Genomic DNA, 17,297 nt, shown 5'->3' on the forward strand with positions numbered 1-17,297 from the left:
TGTGTGAATGTGTCTCTCGATGACGCCGGAACGCGTCACGCAAGCGGCGGATACAATGCTTCGCATGATCGCCACTCGAACCTTGCGCCGCCCGCGCGTCTTGATCGTCGGATGCGGCGATGTCGGGCTGCGCGCGTTGCCGCTCTTGCGTTCGCGCGCCGCGTCGCCGCGCGTGATCGCGCTCACGCATCACGCGGAACGCGCCGCCGAACTTCGCGCCGCGGGCGCCTTGCCGATCGCCGGCGACCTCGATGCGAAGCGCAGCCTTCGCAGGCTCGCAGGCATCGCGCCGCAGGTGCTGCATCTCGCGCCGCCTCAGCGCGAAGGCGACACCGACCGCCGCACGCGTGCGTTGCTCGCGGCCATGCGCGCGCCGCGCCGTTCCGTCGCGCGTGGCGCTCAGGGCGCCGTTGCGCGGCATCGTGCCTGGCGCGCATGGACTTTCATTGTACCCGACGCCTCTTTTGGAGCCACATCGCGCGTTGCGCCTGTGCGCTTCGTGTATGCGAGCACGACGGGCGTCTACGGCGACTGCGGGGGCGCGCTGATCGACGAAACGCGGCCCGCGCGGCCGGACAACGAGCGCGCACGGCGGCGCGTGTCGGCGGAGCAGCAGTTGCGCCGCGTGGGCGCGCGAAGCGGCTGGCGCGTTTCCATCGTGCGGATTCCCGGCATTTACGCGGAGAATCGCCTGCCGCTTGCGCGCATCGAACGGGCGATGCCCGCGCTCACCGAACGCGACGATGTCTACACGAATCACATTCACGCGGACGATCTCGCCGCGATTCTCGTGCGCGCGCTCGGGCGCGGGCGGCCGCAGCGCGTCGTGAACGCATCGGACGACACCAATTTGCGCATGGCCGACTATTTCGATCGCGTCGCCGACGCGTACGGTTTGCCGCGCGTGCCACGCATCACGCGCGAGGAGGCGGAGGCGCGTCTGGAACCGGTGACGCTTTCGTTCATGCGCGAGTCGCGCCGTCTGTCCAACGCACGGATGAAGCGCGAGTTAGGCTACGCGCTGCGTCATCCGACCGTGGACGACTTCTTGCGCTCGCGCGCCGGCACGACGCGGCGCTAGATCAGCGCGGGAATCGTTTCGAGCAGGACGAAGCACATCAGCGCGCCGATCAATGCGCCGATGAGGTTCGGCGAATACCGGTGACGCACGTGCATGACGACACCCAATACCCCGATCACGACCGCGCTCAACGCCACGAACGCGATCAGCGCGACGCTCATGTGGGAAGCCATGATGCCCTCCTGCTTTCTTCTAGTGATTTTGATTCCGTAAGACGAGTATATGAGCGGGGCGCGCAGAAGGCATGCTGCGGCGCAGCGGCGAGGCATCGGGGCTTGTACCGATTGGCGTGAAGATTGATGGCTGCGGGGCGCGTCAGTCCTGGGCGCGCAGTGCGGCGAGGTCGTCGCTGTCGAGACAGCGCCATTCGCCTTCCGCGAGCGACGCGGGCAACGCATAGCCGCTCACGCGCTCCCGGAGTGCGGATTCTCTGTTGTTGCGGGGCCGAGCGCGGCGCGTCAACGCTGGGCGCAAAGTGCATCGAGATCGTCGTCGCGGAGCTATTGCCATTCGCATTTTCGGGGAGACGCCGGCAGCGCGAAGCCGCCTACGCTCCCGGAGGGCAGTTTTTGTTGCTGCGGGGCGGCGCGGCGCGTCAGCCCTGGGCGCGCAGTGCAGCGAGGTCGTCGTCATCGAGCCAGCGCCATTCGCCTTCCGCGAGCGACGCGGGCAGCGCATACCCGCCCACCCGCTTCGGATGCAGCTTCTGTGCTGCGCGGCCGAGCGCGGCGCCTCAGCCCTGGGCGCGCAGTGCAGCGAGATCGTCGTCACCGAGCCACTGCCATTCGCCTTCCGCGAGCGACGCCGGCAACGCGTAACCGCCCACGCGCTCCCGATGCAGCTTCTCCACGCGATTTCCCGCTGCCGCGACCATCCGCTTCACCTGATGATATTTGCCTTCGAGCACGGTCAGTTCGAGCAGCCGTTCGTCGCGGCGATGCGCGGCGAGCGCGGCGCTCGGCTTCGTTTCGCCGTGCAGCAGCACGCCGTCGCGCAGGCTGGCGAGCTGGGCGTCGTCGAGCGGATGGCGCAGCGTCGCGAGATACACCTTTGGCACTTTGCGCTTGGGCGACGTGAAGGCGTGGACGAACGCGCCGTCGTCCGAGAAGAGGAGGAGGCCCGTCGTATCCTGATCGAGCCGGCCCACCGGCTGCACGCCGCGTTCGATGAGTTGCGGCGGCAACAGGTGAAACACGCTCAAGTGATGCTGCGGATCGCGCGAGCATTCGTAGCCGGCGGGCTTGTTCATCGCGATATACGCCTTCTCGCGATACGTCCAGACGGTGCCGTCGACTTCGAAGTCCGGCGATTCGGCGACCGCGACACTGGCGTGCGGATCGCTGCACACCTCGCCGCCGATGCGCACGCGGCCCTCCGCGATGATGCCGCGACATTGACGGCGCGAGCCGAAGCCTTGCGAGAAGAGGAGTGTTTCGAGGTCCATCGGACGAGTGGGGACGGAGGGCGCATTTTAGCAAGCGGAGGGGCGTGAACGCGCGAGGTCCGTGGCCGACGTGCGCAGTCGGCTAAGCCGCGCGGACGGCCGATCTCTGCATGGCATGCGCGTTCGGAGCTTTCGACCAAGTCGCGCGGAGGCGAGCTGTCTGAGTCGAACGGGCGCGCGGACGGCCGATCGCGGCATGGCATGCGCGTTGAGAGCTGTCGGCTACGCCTCGCGGAGGCGAGTTGTCTGAGTCGAACAGGCGCGCGGACGGCTGATCGCCGCAAGGCATGCGCGTTGAGAACTGTCGCCAAGCCACGCGGCGGCGAGTTACCCGTGTCGAACAGGCGCGGATCGCGGCTGCCTCAATGCGCGTCGCCGCGGCCCTTCGCCACCGTCGGCACGCCCAGGCCGAAGATCGTGAATGTCGACGGCGAGCGGTCCTGCTGGCTCGCCGTTACGCCGTGCCTGCCTGCGGCGCTCCAGCGTCCGTCGAATGTCATGGCTGCCGGCACAGGCGCGGGCAGTGCGCTCGCCTGACGGAAGTACGCGGTGTTGGCTTCGGCCTGTGCGGCGGTCGCCTGACGCAGCAGCGTCTGCGCTTGCGGATTGCGCGGATCGAGCGCCACCGCGCGGCGGGCGTTGCGCACGGCGCAGGCGGGTTCCTGCTTGACCGAGCATGAGCGGGCGCTGGCCATCGCGCTGTCGCGTGCGCGCTCCTCGCGCGTCAGATCGGCGGCCAGTTGTTGAATCTCCGGGCTCGGGGCCTGATTCGCGTACAGGCCGCGCATGTGGCGGCGCGCAGCGGAGAGGTCGTGAGCGGCCAGCGCCTGCTTTATCGCGACGATGTTCCGCGCGACCGCGGGCAGTGCTTTTTGCGCCGCGTTGTCCTGGGGGCGTGCGCTTGCGTTGGCGTTGGCGGTTCTCGGCGTTGCTGTCTGCGGCTGCGGGGCCGGGCTCGGACGGTTCCCCGGCAGTGATGCGATCGACGATGCCATCGGCGAGGCCTGCGCCGGGCGCGCGGCCGGCTCTTGCGATTGCGGCGCGAGGCCAGACACTGGACGGCTCGTCGGCAGCGATGCGATCGACGAGGCTTGTGCCGGATGCGTCGTCGTCGCTTGCGGCTGCGAAGCGAGGTCGGGCGTTGGGCGGTTCGCCGGCAAGGCAGCCATCGGCGAAGCGGGTGTCGGGTGCGTCGCCGTCGATTCAGCCTGCGATCCACGGCTGCGCGCTGGCGGAGCCGCCGAAGCCATCGGCGCAGGGGAACTGCTCGACGTCGGAGCGGCCTTTGCCTGCGCGAGCGCGTTCGTGGCCGGTGCGGCGGGGACGTTGGCCGCGAGGCTGGACGTAGCCGGCACGGACCGCGCGGAGGCTGTCGGCGCGGCGCGCGTGAGCGGTGCGACCGCTACAGGTGCGGAGACGCCCGCTCCGGTCGCTATAGTGGCATCGGCCACCGCCGTTGGCATGGGCGAGCGCGGCGCGGTCGCGTTCTTCGTCGCGGTTTTATCCGTTGGTGGCGTGACCGTAGGCGTCGCCGCGACAGTGTTGCCAGGCGCAGACGAGGACGCCCGCGCAGCAGTCGCCGACGCTGCTGGCGCGCCCGCTATCCCGACCGCGCTTGTGGACGCGGAGGCGCGTGCTTGCGCCGACGTCGCAGCGGCTTCTTCCGTCGAGTGGCCGACTGTGGGCGGGACCGTCGCGCTCGCAGACGCGGACGTGCGTGCTTGCGCAGAACTCGCCGCCGTCGCCGTTGCCGTTGCCGCGTCCGTCGATCGCCCGACTCTGGGCGGGACTGTCGCGGCCGCGCTTCCAAGTACGGACGCGCGTGCCTGCGCAGAAGTTGCCGCCGCAGCCGTTGCCGTGTCCGTCGATCGCGCGACTGTGGGCGGGACCGTCGCGCCCGCGCTTGCAGACGCGGTGCCGCGTGCTTGCGCCGAAGTCGCGGCGGCGCTGTCCGTCGCTCTCGCGACTGTCGGTGGGACCGTCGCGCCCGCGCTTGCAGCGGCAGTCGTCCGTGCCTCCGCCGAAGTCGTCGATCCCGACGTCATTGCAGCTTTGTCCGTCGCGCTTGCAGACGAAACATCCGCCGACCGTGTCTGCGAAACCACTGCCCCCGTCGCAGTGTCTGCCTGCAATGCCTGCATGCGCTCGCCGGTGTTCGGCACCGAATCGCTCTGAGATGCTTTGGCTGCCGCAACAGTCGAATGCGCCTGCGCGTCGTCGCTCGATACATCGCTCCCGCGACGCGCGAGCGCCGGACGCGCCGCGTCGGCATGGCTTTGCGCTCCCGAAACGCGGTCGCCGACCGATCCCGCTGCGCTGACCGACTTCGTCGGCGCGACGCCCGCGTCCTGCTCCGCATAAAAGTACGCGCCCGCCGCCGCGCCCGCGACGATGCCGCTCACCAGCACCGCGAGCATCTTGCGCGCGGGCCGTCGCGCCGGGGCGGCCGGCTCGTCGCCCGGCTCGACGAGGCTCGGATAAGACGTCACCATCTTTCGACGCGCGAGCCGCGTAAGCCAGCCGGTGTCGCGAAGATCGACGACGCCGTACATCTCCTCGATGGGCGCAACGGCTGCCGCGTCGGCGACGCTCGTGAAGACCGCGCCGTGGCGATCCGAGCCGCAGTACGGGCAGGTAAGCTCGCCGGCCGGCGAAATGGCGTGGCAGCGGCCGCAAATGACGGCGTCAAGCGTCAGCGAAGATTCGGATTGCGTCATGGCGCGCTCGTTCGAGTTATGGCTCGCGCAACGCGCGAAGCGAGATCACGGCAGCGGTGTATCCATTGCAACCGAAAGCCGATTGCCCGCGGGCGCGTGCCCTCGTGACACGCCCCGCGCCGGGATGCCGCGACGCCGATCCAGCGCCCATTCTTGCGACGCCGGCAGCCACGCGTCTAAGCGATTGCGCACATTCGCGTAATGATCGCGTCAGGGAAAACGCGGAGTGCGAGCGTTCCGCATCTCGCGTCGAACGCACGTTCTGTCGTGCGTATCAGAGCGCGAGCGGGCGGGAAGATGAGTATGCCTGTGCTTTGTCGGATGGCTTCGCGCAAAGTCGTCCGCGAATGTGGGCGATGGGCGCCGAAACGGAGATAGGATTGCGTCGAGGTCCGTAAGGACGTCGAAGCAATGCGCAACGCAATGTGGTTGGCAGAGCGAAGCGCCGTGTGCCGGGTGTCAGCCGTGCCACCATCGCTACGCAGCGCGACGCCGGACGGCAAGCAATGCGAGAAACGCACACCGCGCCGCCCAAACGCAAAAAGCCGCTCGATGAGCGGCTCTTTCGGAAAATTCGTGGTGCCCAGGGCCGGAATCGAACCGGCACGCCTTGCGGCGGGGGATTTTGAGTCCCCTGCGTCTACCAATTTCACCACCTGGGCATGCTGAGTCGGCGATTATGACCCAAAACCGCGCGCTCGGCAAGCAGCGCCGGTTGTCGGCGAATTACTGACTCAGATACGTGAAGGCCCCGTTGCGGACGATGCCCATCACGCTCGCGCGCTGATCGAGGCCGACGTGGTCGCTGGCGCTCGTATTGACGACGCCGTTCGGCACCACCAGCTCATGCGCGTGCTCCAGTTCCGAGCGCAGCGCCACGCGGAATTCCTTCGTTCCCGGCTTGCCGGCCTTCAGCGCGCGCGTCGCCGCGTCCTGCAAGCGCGGATAAACGCCCGCCGCATCGCCGGCGAATTGCGTCACCGTGCCCTTGCCGTACTTGTTCTCGTAAGCATCGACGAACGCGAGCGCCGCCTTCTTCGACGGATGATCCGCCGGCAGGGTGCGCGCGACGACCACCGGCTGCGTCGGAAAGAGCGTGCCTTCCACGTCCTTGCCGCCGAGCTTGATGAACTCCGGCGTCGCGATGCCGTGCGTCTGGTAGATCGCGCCCTTGTACCCGCGCTCGACGAGCGTGCGCTGCGGCAGCACCGTCGGCGTGCCCGCGCCCGCGATCAGGACGGCGTCGGGTTTCGCGGCCATCAGCTTCAGAATCTGGCCGGTGACGCTCGCGTCCGTCCGGTTGAAGCGTTCGCTCGCGACTATCTTGATATGGCGAAGATCCGCGAACTTCGTGAATTCGGACAGCCAGCTATCGCCGTAACTGTCCGCGAAACCGATGAAGCCGACCGTCTTCACGCCGTGGTTGGCCATGTAGCGCGTCATCACGTCGGCCATCGCGCGGTCCGTCTGCGCCATCTTGAACGCCCAGACCTTCTTGCCTTCCTGCGGTTCGACGACCGACGCCGAGCCGATCAGCGTAATCATCGGCGTCTGATATTCGGCGACCGGATCGAGCGCCGCGAGCGCGGCCGGCGTGATGTTCGGCCCGACGATCACGTCCACCTTGTCCTCGGTGATCAGCTTGCGGATATTGCGCACGGCCGCGCCGGGGTCCGAGCCGTCGTCGAGAATGATGTACTGCGCTTCCTGTCCCGCGATGGTCTTCGGCCACATCAGCATCGCGTTCTTGCTCGTAATGCCGATGGCGGCGGCAGGCCCCGTGCTCGACAAGTCCACGCCCACCTTGATCTGTGCGTGGGCGGCGGCGGGCAACACGGACAGCACAGCCAGCGCGGCGCCGGCGGCGAGCCGGCGCGTGATTTTCGACAACGTCATCGGAAAGCTCCCCAGGGAAGTTCGTGTTTTTGTGATCGGCATGGCGCCGTCGCCTTCAGAGTCAGAGTTCGTAGCTTTCGTGGTCGCCGGAAAGCGCCTGCTCGATCAGCTTCCGGTTCATCGAGGGCGAAAGCAGCTCGACGAGCGTATACACATAGCTGCGCAGATAAGCGCCTTGCTTGAGCGCGAGCCGCGTGACGTTCGTGCCGAACAGATGCCCCACCGGCATCGCGCGCAAATGGCGGTCGCGCTCGGGATTGAACGCGATGTCCGCCATGATCCCGACGCCGAGCCCCAGTTCGACGTAAGTCTTAATGACGTCCGCGTCGATGGCTTCGAGCACGATATCCGGCGTCAGATTGCGCAGGTGGAACGCATGGTTGATCTTCGTGCGCCCGGCGAACGCCGCTTCGTACGTGATGAGCGGGTACTGCACGAGATCGTCGAGCGTGAGAAGCTTGCGTTCCAGGAGCGGATGCTCCGGCAGCATGACCGCCAGATGCTGCCACTGGAAGCAGGGCAGCGACACCAGTTCCTTATAGTTCGCGATGGCTTCGGTGGCGATGGCGATGTCCGCCTGATCGTGAATGACCATCTCGGCGACCTGCGTCGGGCTGCCTTGCAGGATGGACAGATGCACTTTCGGGAAGCGTTTCTTGAATTCCGCGATGGCGGCCGGCAGCGAGTAGCGCGCCTGCGTGTGGGTCGCGGCGATCACGAGATTGCCCTGATCCTGCGCCGCGTAATCCTTGCCGACGCGCTTGAGGCTTTCCACTTCCTGCAGGATTTTTTCGACGGACGCGAGAATGATGCGCCCCGGTTCGGTCAGCGACCGCACGCGCTTGCCGTGCCGCGTGAAGATTTCGACGCCCAGCTCGTCTTCCAGCTCGATGATCGCCTTCGACACGCCCGGCTGCGATGTGTACAGCGCCTTGGCGGCTTCGGTCAGGTTGAAGTTCTGCCGCACGGCCTCCCGCACGAAGCGGAACTGATGCAGATTCATTTATAACCCACGCGCATATCAAAGTAATTTTTCAGTCGTTTGCAATATATAGCAGGTTTATTACTATCAGTCCAATTTTTCCAATATCCATAGCTGTTTTCGTCATTAGCAAATGAGCGTTCCGTCTGAACGCCGCGCGCATCGGCGAATCAATGGATATCTGACGCGCGGCGCAACCTAGGGCGCCGGCGGCCAAACAAAAACTTGGGGCCCCCGAATGTACCAATACGATCAGATCGACCAGCGAATCGTTGACGAACGAGTCGCGCAGTACGCCGATCAGGTTCGCCGGCGTCTGTCGGGCGAGTTGAGCGAGGAAGAATTCCGTCCGCTGCGGCTGCAAAACGGCCTGTACATGCAGCGCCACGCATACATGCACCGCATCGCGATTCCGTACGGCAACCTGCGCAGCGACCAGTTGCGCATGCTCGCCACCATCGCGCGGGAGCACGACCGCGGCTACGGCCACTTTTCAACGCGCACCAACATCCAGTTCAACTGGATCGAGCTGGAAGAAACGCCGGAAATCCTGCGCAAGCTGGCGTCGGTGCAAATGCACGCGATCCAGACGTCGGGCAACTGCATCCGCAACATCACGGCGGACCAGTTCGCGGGCGTGGCGCCGGACGAAACCGTCGATCCCCGTCCGTGGGCCGAAATTCTGCGCCAGTGGTCCACGTTCCACCCGGAATTCGCGTGGCTGCCGCGCAAGTTCAAGATCGCCGTCTGCGGCTCGGCGGAAGACCGCGCGGCCGTGCAGATTCACGATCTCGGCGTGTATCTGAAGAAGAACGCAGAGGGCGAAGTCGTCGCGAGCATTCTCGCGGGCGGCGGGCTCGGCCGCACGCCGATCATCGGCGCGGTCATCAAGGAAGATTTGCCGTGGCAGCATCTGCTCACGTACTGCGAAGCCGTGCTGCGCGTCTATAACCGCTACGGCCGCCGCGACAACATGTACAAGGCGCGCATCAAGATTCTGGTGAAGGCGCTGTCGCCCGAGAAGTTCGCGAAGCAGGTGGAAGAAGAGTGGGCGCATCTGAAGGATGGTCCCTCGACGCTCACGCAGGACGAAGTGGAGCGCGTGTCGAAGTTCTTCGCGCCGCCGGTGTACGAACAGCTCGCGGACACGGACGCCTCTTATGAGAAGCATCTGATCGAAAGCAAGGCGTTCGCGCGCTGGGTCGAGCGCAACGTGCGCCCGCACAAGATCGCCGGCTACGCGGCGGTCACGCTGTCGCTCAAGCCGACCGGCGTCGCGCCGGGCGACGCCACCGACAAGCAGATGGACGAAGTCGCGAATCTCGCCGATGAGTTCTCTTACGGCGAAATCCGCGTCTCGCACGAGCAGAACCTGATTCTCGCGAACGTGAAAAAGCGCGACCTGTACGCCGTCTGGGAGCGCGCGAAGGCGATCGGTCTCGCGGCTGCGAACATCGGCCTGCTGACGGACATCATCTCGTGCCCGGGCGGCGATTTCTGCTCGCTCGCGAATGCGAAGTCGATCCCGATCGCGCAAGCCATCCAGGAACGCTTCGACAACGCCGACTATGTCTACGACCTGGGCGACCTGTCGATCAACATTTCGGGCTGCATGAACGCGTGCGGTCATCACCACGTCGGCAACATCGGCGTGCTGGGCGTCGATAAGGACGGCTCGGAGTGGTATCAGGTGACGCTCGGCGGCGAGCAAAGCTCGGGCGCGACGGGCGCGCATCTCGGCAAGGTCATCGGGCCGTCGTTCTCGGCGCACGAAATGCCGGACGTCGTCTCGAGCGTGATCGACACCTTCGTCGACAACCGACTGGAAGGCGAGCGCTTCATCGAGACGTTCGGCCGCATCGGCATCGCGCCGTTCAAGGAGCGCGTGTACGCATCGCGCCAAGCCCACGCTTAAGGATCTGCAGATGACGTTGATTATCAAAAACCGCGCGGTCGTCGAAGACGATTTCACCGTCGTGCGCGCAGGCGAAGACGGCGTGCTGCCGGCCGCCGATGCGCTTCCCGCAGGCAAGGTGATCGTGCCGTTCGCGCTGTGGAAGGACGCGAAGGACGCGCTCGTCGCATCGCGTGCGAAGGAATCGCTCGGCGTGTGGCTCGCGCCCGACGACGAACCCGCCGACCTCGCGCCGGATTTCGACAAGATCGCGGTGATCGCAGTCGATTTCCCGGTGTTTCGCGATGGCCGCGGCTTTTCCATCGGCCGCCTGCTGCGCGAGCGCTACAACTGGACGGGCGAGCTGCGCGCCATCGGCGACGTGCTGCGCGATCAGGTGTTCTTCCACTACCGCTGCGGCTTCGACGCTTTCGCCGTGCGCGCGGACAAGGACATCAACGACGCGCTCAACGCGTTCAACGAATTCAGCGAGCTGTATCAGGGCGCGACCGACAACCCCGAACCGCTGTTCCGCCGCCGCGCCGCCGTGCTCGCGACGCTCGGAGTCTGAAGAATGACGCCTGAGCTCCAAGCTAAAATCGACCGCCTGGATGCGCTGCTGGATTCCATCGCAGCGCGCCACCAGCGCGTCAAGCTGGCTAGCAGCCTTGCCGCCGAAGACATGGTGCTCACGCACGCCATTCTTTCGCGCAAGGTCGGCATCGGCATCTTTTCGCTGAACACGGGGCGTCTGCACGCGGAAACGCTCGGCATGATGGACCGCGTGAAGGAACGCTACGGCTACGACATCGAGCAGTTTCATCCGCAGCAAGCCGCTGTCGATGAATACGTGCGCGATCACGGCGTGAATGCGTTTTACGAGAGCATCGACTTGCGCAAGAGCTGCTGTCATATCCGCAAGGTGGAGCCGCTGAACCGCGCGCTCGCCGATGTCTCCGCGTGGGTCACCGGCCAGCGCCGCGAGCAGTCGGTGACGCGCGCGGAACTGCACGAGGAAGAGCACGACGCGCCGCGCGGCATCGCGAAGTTCAATCCGCTCGCGGACTGGACCGAAACGGACGTGTGGGACTACCTGAAAGCCTTCGACGTGCCGGTGAACCCGCTGCATGCGCGCGGCTATCCGAGCATCGGCTGCGAGCCGTGCACGCGCGCCGTGCGTCCCGGCGAGGACAGCCGCGCGGGCCGCTGGTGGTGGGAATCGCGCGATACGAAGGAATGCGGCCTGCACATGACCAATATCAGCTGCATCAAGATCGTTCAGGAAGCGCCGAGCTCCGCGATCTGAAAAGGCGCACAGACGCCGGCTTAACCCTGTTACTGAACGCGGCTTGGCGAACCACGCCGCACAAAAAAGGATCGACGAACATGAGCACCACGCTCGACCCCAACGTCACGGCCCCGATCGTCAATCAGGCGACGCGGATGGACCACCTCGACTGGCTCGAAGCCGAGTCGATCCACATCCTGCGCGAACTCGTCGCGGAGTGCAGCAAGCCCGCGCTGCTGTTTTCGGGCGGCAAGGATTCGGTCGTCGTGCTGGCGCTCGCGTTGAAGGCGTTCGGCTTAGGCGGCAACCGCAAGACGGTGCTGCCGTTCCCGCTCGTGCATATCGACACGGGCCACAACTTCCAGGAAGTGATCGACTTCCGCGACCGCCGCGCGGCGGAGATCGGCGCGGAACTGGTCGTCGGACACGTCGAGGATTCGATCAAGAAGGGCACCGTGCGCCTGCGCCGCGAGACGGATTCGCGCAACGCCGCGCAAGCGGTCACGCTGCTCGAAACCATCGAGCAATACGGCTACACGGCGATGATCGGCGGCGCGCGCCGCGACGAAGAGAAGGCGCGCGCGAAAGAGCGCATCTTCTCGTTCCGCGACGAATTCGGCCAGTGGGACCCGAAGGCGCAGCGCCCGGAACTGTGGAGCATCTACAACGCGCGCCTGCATGCGGGCGAGCATCTGCGCGTGTTCCCGATTTCGAACTGGACCGAACTCGACGTGTGGCAGTACATCGCGCGCGAGAAGCTGGAACTGCCGTCCATCTACTACGCGCACGACCGCGAAATCGTGCGCCGCAACGGGCTGCTCGTGCCGGTGACGCCGCTCACGCCGGTGCGCGAAGGCGAGACGCCGGAGATCGCGCAGGTGCGTTTCCGCACGGTCGGCGATATCAGCTGCACGTGCCCGGTGGCGAGCGATGCCGACGACGTCGAGAAGATCATCGCCGAAACGGCCGTGACCGAGATTACCGAGCGTGGCGCCACGCGCATGGACGACCAAGCGTCCGAAGCCGCGATGGAACAGCGCAAGAAGCAAGGCTATTTCTAAGCATCACGCTCCGAGGAACCAACGAATCATGAGCATCTATCAAGCGGAAGACCTGGGCGTGTTGCGCTTCATCACGGCGGGCAGCGTCGACGACGGCAAGAGCACGCTGATCGGCCGACTCCTGTACGACAGCAAGGCGGTCCTGTCCGACCAGTTGTCGGCCATCTCGCGCGCGAAGAACAAGCGCACCGTCGGCGATGAAATCGACCTGTCGCTGCTCACGGACGGTCTTGAAGCCGAGCGCGAGCAGGGCATCACCATCGACGTCGCGTATCGCTATTTCGCCACCGCCAAGCGCAAGTTCATCATCGCGGACACGCCGGGCCACGAGCAGTACACGCGCAACATGGTGACGGGCGCATCGACGGCGCACGCCGCGATCATTCTCGTCGACGCGATGCGCGTCACGTTCGAGAACGGCGACGCGCAACTGCTGCCGCAGACCAAGCGCCACAGCGCCATCGTGAAGCTGCTCGGCTTGCAGCACGTGATCGTCGCGATCAACAAGATGGATCTCGTCGAGTACAGCGAGACGCGCTTCAACGAGATTCGCGATGCGTATGTCGCGCTCGCGCGTCAGCTCGGTCTGGAGCACGTGCGCTTCGTGCCGGTGTCGGCGCTGAAGGGCGACAACATCGTGAGCGCGAGCGAGCGCATGCCGTGGTACGCGGGCGAGCCGCTGCTCGATCTGCTCGAATCGCTGCCGGTTGCGCAGCCGAACGAACAGGCGCTGCGTTTTCCGGTGCAATGGGTCGCGCGTCAGGACGGCTCCCAGGCCGACGACTTCCGCGGCTACATGGGCCGTGTCGAGGCGGGCGAGGTGCGCGTGGGCGACGCGATCAACGTGCTGCCGGCGAATCGCCAGGCGACGGTCGCGGAGATTATCGCGCCGGTGCCGGGCGGCGTCGCGCCGGTGGATCGCGCGTTCGCGGGCCAGACGGTGACCATTCGCCTGACCGAAGACGTGGACGTGTCGCGCGGCGATACGTTCGTCCCGGCGACGGCGACCGTCGCCCCGGCGAAGAAGCTCGAAGCCGACCTGTGCTGGTTCGACGAAGAGCCGCTTTCGCCGCAGCGCAAGTATCTGCTGAAGCAGACGACCAATACCGTGTTCGCGCGCATCGGCGCGGTGAAAGAGGTGCTGGACGTGCACACGCTGTCGCATTCGGTGGACCGCACGACGCTCGCGATGAACGATATCGGCCGTGTGGCGCTCACGCTGCAAAAGCCGATCGTCGCGGACGAGTACGATACGCATCAGGGCACCGGCGCGTTCGTGCTGATCGACGAGGCGACGCATCACACGGTCGCGGCCGGCATGATTCGCGAGATCGCGGCTTGATGCTTGATGACGGACGGAATGCACATGGGTAAGGTCTATCTGATCGGAGCAGGACCGGGCGCGGCGGATCTCATCACCGTGCGCGGCATGCGCTTGCTCGAACAGGCGGATGTCGTCCTGCACGACGCGCTGATCGAGCCGGCGATGCTCGACTACGCGCCGAATGCGAAGCGGATTGCGGTCGGCAAGCGCTGCGGACAGCGGTCGACGGCCCAGCATTTCATCAACAAGCAGATCGTCGATGCGGCGCGCGAGCATGGCGTCGTCGTGCGGCTGAAGGGCGGCGATCCGATGCTGTTCGGTCGCGCCGACGAAGAGATGCGCGCGCTGGAAGCGGCGGGCATCGAATACGAAGTGGTGCCGGGCATCACGGCGGCGCTCGCGAGCGCGGCGACGCTGCGTCGCTCGCTGACGTTGCGCGGCGTATCGCGCAGTGTCGCGCTCGCGACGCACAGCCGTGCCGCCGACAGCGAGGACATCCGCGAGCAGGCGAAGGCCGATTCGCTCGTGTTCTACATGGGCCGTGACAGCGCGGCGGATATCGCGCAACAGTTGATCGACGCGGGGCGGCCGGGTTCGACGCCGGTGGCGATCGTGGAGGCGTGCAGCACGCCGCGCGAACGCACGCTCACGCTGACGCTCGCGCGAATGGCGCTCGGCGAGGCGCAGGCGTGGCTGGACCCATCGCAGCCGAGTCTGCTGATGATCGGCGAGGCGTTCAGGGAAAGGGCGTCGGCGGGGAAGGCGAAGGTGCAGCTTAAGGGGATGCAGGCGGCGGCTTGATTTTCAGCCTCCCGGAAGACCAAAGCGCATCGGAGACGATGCGCTTTTTTCATTGCGCGTGCGTTAAGCGTCCGTTTGCCGCACGCAGTACGCGGCCACCGCATCCAGCACCGCATCGTCCTCGCCCACCGCCGTCGCGCAGTGGATGACCACATCCGGATGCGCCTCCCGGCATTTCGCGACGACTTCTGGCAAATCCCGCCGCACATGTCCGCCTTGCCCGAAGAACACCGGAACGACGGTGATCGCGTCACAGCCGCCCGCAGCTTGCGCGGCTACCGCTGCGGGCAAATCCGGCGTCATCAGTTCGAGAAACGCGAGCGACACCGGTTCGCCCCGCAAAGCCCGCAGCTTCGCGGCGAGCCGTTCGAACGGCTCGGCCCAGCGCGGATCGCGTGCGCCGTGTCCGAAAAGGATGATGCCGTGAGTGCTCATCGCGTTGTCCTCCGTTCACACGGCCGTCAGTGCCGCTCGACCCATTTGAGACCCAGCAAGCCGATTGCCAGGTAAGCCAGCGCGGGCGCTGCCGCCGTGATCGGCGCGGGCCATGTGTTCAACGTGCCGATGTGCGAGAAAAGCGTATTGAACAACTGGAAGCTCATGCCGATCATGATGCCGCCGAACACCTTCACGCCCACCACGCCCGCGCGCGTATGCAGATACGCGAACGGCAGCGACAGCACCAGCATCACGAATACCGCGAACGGATACAGAATCTTGCGCCAGAACGCGATCTGATACCGCTGCGTGTCCTGATGATTCTCCGTCAAGTGCTGGATATAGCGGAACAGATTGAACATCGACATGCGATCCGGCGACACCAGCAGCACCGAAAGAATCTGAGGCGTCAGCTCCGAGCGCAACGAGAACTGCGGCAGCGTCGTCTCTTTCGCGCGATACACGGGGTTGAGCGCATCGGCGGTGGTCGCGGTCTGCGGTTGCGCATCGACCAGTTGCGTCTCCGTCACGCCCGTCAGCTTCCAGTGGCCCGGCGGCTGGTACACGCCGCTTTGCGCGATTCGCACGCTCGAGAGCCGGAACTTCGAATCGAATTCGTAGATGCGCACGTTGGCGATCGTCGTATCCGGGTTCAGCGTGCCGACATTGACGAAGCGCGTGACCTGTTCGCCGTTTTCCTTCGCGGAGAGCGTGTCCTTCACCCACACGCCCGACTCGAAATTCGACGACACCGACGAGCCCAGCGCCTCCAGCCGCACGCGCTCGGACAACTGATCGGCATACGGCCCGACCACTTCGCCGATGATGTACGTCACCAGCACGAGCGGCACGCCGATCTTCAAAAGCGAGCGCAGCGCCGCGCCGGTCGAGAGCCCGGAGACGCGAAAGATGGTGAACTCGGATGCCGCCGCCATCTGCGCAAACACGTAGATGGCGGAAATGAGCGCGGCGACCGGAATGATTTCGTAGAAGCGCGAAGGCGTCTGCAAGGCCACGCGCAGCACCGCGAGCGTGAACTTGTAGTTGCCGTGCCCGACCGTGTTCAGTTCGTTGATCAGGTCGAAGAAGAAGAACAGGCCCGAGAACGCGAACAGAATAAAGATGAACGCGAGATAAATCTGGCGCGCGAAGTATCGTTCGTAGATGCGCATGGGCTCAGGCTCCCTTCGAGCGCGTGAAGCTCGCTCGCGTGAAGAGCGGCCGGTTGCGCACGCGCAGCCAGAAGATGAACGCGACGAGCGCGAGCACCAGCACATGCAGTCCGACGATGCCGACGCCGAACGAGAGCTTGCCCTGTTCGATCCACGACTGCACCACGTTCAGCAGGTTCGAGTACGTGAGATAGATCAGCACGGCCATCACGAGATTGATGGTCCGGCTGCGGCGCGGGTTCTGATAAGAAAGCGGAATGGCAAGCAGCATCAGATTGATGGCGATGAGCGGCAACCCCATGCGCCAGGCGAATTCCGCGAGGTTTTCCTTGGTCGGATTGGCGAGCAGATTGGGCGTGGAGATGCCGGTCGTGGTCGGCGTATTGACCACCTGATGGCTCATGATCTTCACGCCATATCGCGCGAACTCCATGATGCGGAAGTTCGGCTGGCCGGGCGTGCCGTCGTAGCGCCGCCCGTCTTCCAGCACGATGAAGCGGTCGCCGTCCGCGCGCGTTTCCGTGTGGCCGTTCTTCGACACGATCACGTTGACCTTGCCGCCCTCGGTGCTCGTGACGAACACGTTTTCCACGTGCCCCTGATCCGGCGACATCTTCTCGATGAAGAACACGCGGTGGCTCGACGGCGATTCGCGGAACTGGCCGGGCGCAAGCAGCGACACTTCATCGCGCTGCTGAAAACGCGCCTTGATGAGCTTGCTTTGCTGGTTCGACCACGGCCAGCCGATGAACGCGAAGAAGATGATGAGAATGATGATCGGCGTGGAGAACACGGCGATCGGCTTGATGAGCTGCGTCTGGCTCACGCCCGAGGCGAGCCACACCACCATCTCCGAATCGCGATACCAGCGCGTGAGCACGAAGAGAATCGAGACGAAGAGCGTCACGATCAGCATGACGGCGAGATAGCCGATGACGGTGAGGCCGATCAGCACGACGACATCGCGCGGGTCGACCTGACCTTGCGCCGCGAAGCCGACGATGCGGATCATCATCGTCGTGAGCATGATCGTGAGCAGCACCATGAATACGGCGCCGGCCGTATACGCGAGTTCGCGCTGCAGGGAGCGTTCGAAGATCATTGATTTCTGCTTGAGGCCGGCGGCGATGCGGCTACGCGTTGACTGACCCGGGAAACGCAGCTTCGTTCCCCGGCGCCGCGAGCCTGTGACCGCCGCG

The 17,297-nt window shown here is 65.5% G+C and carries 15 protein-coding genes, 1 tRNA gene and 1 pseudogene; 7 read left to right on the plus strand and 10 right to left on the minus strand.

What is annotated here, in order from left to right; all coding sequences use genetic code 11:
- Positions 1-64: 64 nt before the first annotated feature.
- A complete protein-coding gene (locus LDZ26_RS02735; RefSeq protein ID WP_244848058.1) occupies positions 65-1,081 on the plus strand; it encodes an NAD-dependent epimerase/dehydratase family protein in 1,017 nt (338 codons plus the stop codon).
- On the opposite strand, the gene LDZ26_RS02740 is transcribed toward LDZ26_RS02735, so the two are convergent.
- The 7 genes and pseudogenes from LDZ26_RS02740 to LDZ26_RS02775 all read right to left on the minus strand — a co-directional run bounded on the left by LDZ26_RS02740 (position 1,078) and on the right by LDZ26_RS02775 (position 8,141).
- Positions 1,078-1,254, minus strand: coding sequence for a hypothetical protein (locus tag LDZ26_RS02740; protein WP_206467705.1), 177 nt, complete (start codon positions 1,252-1,254; stop codon positions 1,078-1,080). The two genes, LDZ26_RS02735 and LDZ26_RS02740, sit on opposite strands and share 4 nt — an antisense overlap.
- 422 nt (positions 1,255-1,676) lie before the next feature.
- Positions 1,677-1,775: pseudogene (locus tag LDZ26_RS02750) on the minus strand (16S rRNA pseudouridine(516) synthase); the annotation flags it as partial.
- Between the two features lie 39 nt (positions 1,776-1,814).
- Positions 1,815-2,525, minus strand: a complete 711-nt coding sequence (locus LDZ26_RS02755; protein WP_244848059.1) for a pseudouridine synthase — start codon at positions 2,523-2,525, stop codon at positions 1,815-1,817.
- 362 nt (positions 2,526-2,887) lie between these two features.
- Complete coding sequence (locus tag LDZ26_RS02760) at positions 2,888-5,242, minus strand: hypothetical protein (RefSeq protein WP_244848060.1); 2,355 nt, start codon at positions 5,240-5,242, stop codon at positions 2,888-2,890.
- Between the two features lie 577 nt (positions 5,243-5,819).
- Positions 5,820-5,904: transfer RNA gene (locus LDZ26_RS02765), tRNA-Leu, on the minus strand.
- 64 nt (positions 5,905-5,968) lie between these two features.
- Positions 5,969-7,138 carry an ABC transporter substrate-binding protein gene (locus LDZ26_RS02770; protein ID WP_244848061.1) on the minus strand — a complete coding sequence of 390 codons (1,170 nt, stop codon included), beginning with the start codon at positions 7,136-7,138 and terminating at the stop codon, positions 5,969-5,971.
- A gap of 61 nt (positions 7,139-7,199) precedes the next feature.
- Positions 7,200-8,141: a CysB family HTH-type transcriptional regulator gene (locus LDZ26_RS02775; RefSeq protein ID WP_244848062.1), complete on the minus strand. Its 942-nt coding sequence runs from the start codon at positions 8,139-8,141 to the stop codon at positions 7,200-7,202.
- A 217-nt stretch (positions 8,142-8,358) separates the two neighbouring features.
- On the opposite strand from LDZ26_RS02775, the gene LDZ26_RS02780 reads away from it, so the two are divergent.
- The 6 genes from LDZ26_RS02780 (at position 8,359) to cobA (ending at position 14,488) form a co-directional block, all read left to right on the plus strand.
- A complete protein-coding gene (locus LDZ26_RS02780; RefSeq protein ID WP_244848063.1) occupies positions 8,359-10,035 on the plus strand; it encodes a nitrite/sulfite reductase in 1,677 nt (558 codons plus the stop codon).
- 10 nt (positions 10,036-10,045) lie between these two features.
- Positions 10,046-10,585 (plus strand): DUF934 domain-containing protein, encoded by a 540-nt coding sequence (locus LDZ26_RS02785; protein ID WP_244848064.1) that lies wholly within the window; start codon positions 10,046-10,048, stop codon positions 10,583-10,585.
- A 3-nt stretch (positions 10,586-10,588) separates the two neighbouring features.
- Positions 10,589-11,320, plus strand: a complete 732-nt coding sequence (locus tag LDZ26_RS02790) for a phosphoadenylyl-sulfate reductase (RefSeq protein WP_244848065.1) — start codon at positions 10,589-10,591, stop codon at positions 11,318-11,320.
- An 80-nt stretch (positions 11,321-11,400) separates the two neighbouring features.
- Positions 11,401-12,363, plus strand: a complete 963-nt coding sequence (cysD, locus tag LDZ26_RS02795; RefSeq protein WP_206467713.1) for a sulfate adenylyltransferase subunit CysD — start codon at positions 11,401-11,403, stop codon at positions 12,361-12,363.
- A gap of 28 nt (positions 12,364-12,391) precedes the next feature.
- On the plus strand, positions 12,392-13,705 hold the full coding sequence (locus tag LDZ26_RS02800; RefSeq protein ID WP_370650633.1) for a sulfate adenylyltransferase subunit 1: 1,314 nt from the start codon (positions 12,392-12,394) through the stop codon (positions 13,703-13,705).
- A gap of 24 nt (positions 13,706-13,729) precedes the next feature.
- Positions 13,730-14,488: a uroporphyrinogen-III C-methyltransferase gene (gene cobA, locus LDZ26_RS02805; protein WP_244848066.1), complete on the plus strand. Its 759-nt coding sequence runs from the start codon at positions 13,730-13,732 to the stop codon at positions 14,486-14,488.
- 63 nt (positions 14,489-14,551) lie between these two features.
- Here cobA and LDZ26_RS02810 read toward each other — a convergent pair whose 3' ends face one another.
- Genes LDZ26_RS02810 through lptF form a run of 3 tightly spaced genes read right to left on the minus strand, consistent with a single transcriptional unit; the run spans position 14,552 to position 17,200 of the window.
- Entirely contained in the window at positions 14,552-14,923 is a 372-nt protein-coding gene (locus LDZ26_RS02810) for a sirohydrochlorin chelatase (RefSeq protein WP_244848067.1), read from the minus strand.
- A 26-nt stretch (positions 14,924-14,949) separates the two neighbouring features.
- Positions 14,950-16,098, minus strand: a complete 1,149-nt coding sequence (gene lptG / locus LDZ26_RS02815) for an LPS export ABC transporter permease LptG (RefSeq protein ID WP_244848068.1) — start codon at positions 16,096-16,098, stop codon at positions 14,950-14,952.
- Positions 16,099-16,102: 4 nt separating this feature from the next.
- On the minus strand, positions 16,103-17,200 hold the full coding sequence (lptF, locus tag LDZ26_RS02820; protein WP_244848069.1) for an LPS export ABC transporter permease LptF: 1,098 nt from the start codon (positions 17,198-17,200) through the stop codon (positions 16,103-16,105).
- Between the last annotated feature and the right edge of the window lie 97 nt (positions 17,201-17,297).

The organism is Caballeronia sp. SL2Y3, assembly GCF_022879575.1.
GTDB lineage: Bacteria > Pseudomonadota > Gammaproteobacteria > Burkholderiales > Burkholderiaceae > Caballeronia.